Raw genomic sequence first — 3,138 nt, 5'->3', positions numbered from 1 at the left:
ATGATATCCTGTGCGCCGTTAATCTATTGACCTGGGATTCACGCACGATGATGCCGCCTGGAGGTGTCGATGCACGCGGCAAGCAGATCGCGACGCTGGTTGGTCTTGCCCGCGATATCGCGACCGGCGACCGGATGATGAAAGCAATTGAAACCGCACGCGCCGATACAGATGGCGATCCCTTGCAGCGCGCTGCCGTCGAGCAGGCGGCGGCATCAATAGGTGTGCTGTCGCGCATCCCGGCAAGACTTGTCTCGGCCGCCGCCGAACTCAAGACGAATGCACAGGCGGCATGGAAACAGGCGCGCAGCGTTGATGATTTCGCGGCCTTCGCGCCGTGGCTCGAACTGACCATGGAGATGCAGCGCGAGATCGCGTCAGCGATTGGCTATGATGCGCATCCCTACGATGCGCTGGTTTCGACGTACGAGCCGGAAATGACCTGGGCGAAATTGCGCGAACTCTACGGGGAGTTGCAGAAGTCGTTGGTTCCCTTGCTGGCCGAGGCTCGACGAGCGCGGCCCGTGCGCACTGAGATTCTCGATCGCACTTACCCGATTGAACGTCAGCGAGCATTTTCCAGCATGATTTCCAAGCGTTTCGGTTACGATTTCAACAGGGGTCGTCTGGACGATACGGTTCATCCGTTCGAGATATCCTTCACAAGTGCCGATGTTCGTATCACTGGCCGGTTTCGCGAAGATTGGCTCCCGGGCGGCCTTTTTGCCGTTTGGCATGAGGCAGGTCATGGAATGTATGAGCAAGGGGTAGACGAGCGCTTTAGCCGCTCAGCATTTACAACCGATTTCATCAACCTTTATGCTGTGGGCGGCAGCAGCTTCGGCACTCACGAGTCCCAGTCGCGCCTTTGGGAAAATCGCGTTGGCCGCTCTCGCCGTTTTTGGGAGGTTCACTTCGAAGAACTGCGCAGCTACTTTCCCGAACAACTCGCCGATGTTTCGGTCGAGGACTTCTGGCGTGTCGTCAATGCACCGCGTCCCAGCCTAATTCGAGTCGAGGCAGATGAACTCACCTATGATCTCCACATCATGCTGCGGTCGGAAATAGAGGCGGGGCTCATCGCCGGAGAAATCCGGGTGAGCGATTTGCCGGCCATCTGGCGGGATAAGATGCGGTCCTATCTTGGTTTGGATGTTCCAAACGATACGCTTGGCGTACTTCAGGACGTGCATTGGTCATCGGGTATGGTGGGATCGTTCCCGACTTACACGATCGGCAACATCATGTCCTCGCAATTCTTCGCCAGTGCGAAGGCTATTCCTGCGGTGAAAGAGGGGTTGGATACGGGCGATTACATTCCTTTGAAGACCTGGCTGAACGAGAATATTCATCAATATGGGCGATCGCGGACACCGGGCGAATTGCTGCAGCAGGCGACCGGCTCGCCACTGTCAGTTGCTAATTATGTCGCTGATCTAAAGCGCAAGGTTGCCGATCTCACGGTGTAGTTGTCGCTTGGCATCTAAACATAAGGATGCGGCGATGGATGGGACGCCGGAATCGATATCGTCACTCCTTGTCGTCAATCGAAAGATGGACGCGACTTAAAGCGATGAAGCGGTTACAGTCCGGCGTTCTTGCATTTAAATCACAACCTGGGGGTCATTTGGAACGCCGGCTAAGCGCTATATTCGCTGCTGACATCGTGGGCTACAGTCATCTCATGGGCATTGATGAAGAAGGTACGCTGAACAGGTTCAAGTGCCATCGCAGTGAACTGATTGACCCTTTGATCAATGACCATAAAGGTCGAACCTTTAAGCTGACCGGCGATGGAATGTTGGTTGAGTTCGCCAGCGTGATCAACGCTGTCGCCTGCGCCGCCGATATCCAGCGTGGCATGGCAGAACGTAACCGAAACGTGGCTAAGGACCACCGAATCGATTTGCGAATAGGAATTAATCTCGGTGACATAATCGTCGAGGACGGTGATATTTTTGGAGACGGTGTCAACGTTGCAGCCCGTCTGGAAAGCATTGCCGACGCCGGGTGCATTGCGGTAGCAGCATCAGTACGCGATCAAGTGGGCTCCCGGTTGAATTTGAAGTTCGTAGATAGAGGCGAACATTCACTTAAGAACATCAAGCAAAATATCCGTGTCTATACGATCGGTTTTGACAGTCCATCCAGCACAGAAACTACTACGCAAACGATAGTTGGGTCGCTTGATCAAGCGCAAAAAACCATAGCCGTTTTGCCATTTACCAACATGAGCTGCGATCCCGAACAAGAGTATTTTTCCGATGGTATCACTGAAGATATCATTACGGATTTATCAAAGATTTCCAGCCTTCACGTCGTGGCACGTAATACTGTGTTCACTTACAAGGGTAAGTCTGTGAAGATTAAACAGGTCGGGTTGGATCTTGGCGTCCGTTATGTTTTGGAAGGCAGTGTGCGCAAGGTCGGAGAGCGTGTCCGGATAACCGGGCAGCTTATCGACGCGCTGTATGGTGGCCACATGTGGGCCGAACGATATGACCGGGACCTGACCGACATTTTCGCCATACAGGATGAAATAACCCACGCGATCGTCAGCCAACTCAAAATCAAGCTCTTGCCAGAAGAAAGAAAAGCAATCGACACTGAGCCAACCGGGAATGTCGAAGCCTATACCTATTATTTACGGGGACGGCAGTTTTCGCATGCCTGGACCAAATCTTACCTTCATTTGGCGCTGCGCATGTTCTGCAAGGCAGTGGAATTGGATCGCGACTATGCTCGGGCCTATGCGGGCATTGCTGACTGYGAGGCAGCATTGCGCGACTGGCAACCGGATGACTTCCCGCTGGAAAGAATTTCAGCTATGGCCGCTAAAGCGCTCGAGCTAGATCCAAATTTAGCCGAAGCGCACGCATCCCGGGGATTGGCTCTACATCAGGCCGGTCATGATGAAGAGGCTGCGGCCTCTTTCGAGCGAGCACTCGCGATCGATCGGGGACTTCACGAAGCCAATTTCCACTATGCTCGCTTCTTTTACATGCGCGGTAACTTCGAGTCTGCGGTGCACTATTTTAGACAAGCTGCCGAGTTGAAGCCGGATGATTACCTCTCGCCTATCCATTTAATGAGCGCATATAGCTCTCTCGGTAAAGTGGCGGAAACCGAGAGCTGGGC

At 53.6% G+C, this 3,138-nt stretch carries 2 protein-coding genes; both read left to right on the top strand.

Annotated features, from left to right (window positions below; all coding sequences use genetic code 11):
* On the top strand, positions 1–1,469 hold a 1,469-nt coding region (locus ACXJ5O_RS22830), incomplete at its 5' end, for a carboxypeptidase M32 (RefSeq protein WP_457301901.1).
* 158 nt (positions 1,470–1,627) lie between these two features.
* The coding region (locus ACXJ5O_RS22825) for an adenylate/guanylate cyclase domain-containing protein (RefSeq protein ID WP_457301900.1) at positions 1,628–3,138 on the top strand (1,511 nt) is incomplete at its 3' end.

It is taken from the genome of Phyllobacterium sp. P5_D12, assembly GCF_054049495.1.
This window is presented reverse-complemented; position numbering and strand designations above follow the sequence as displayed.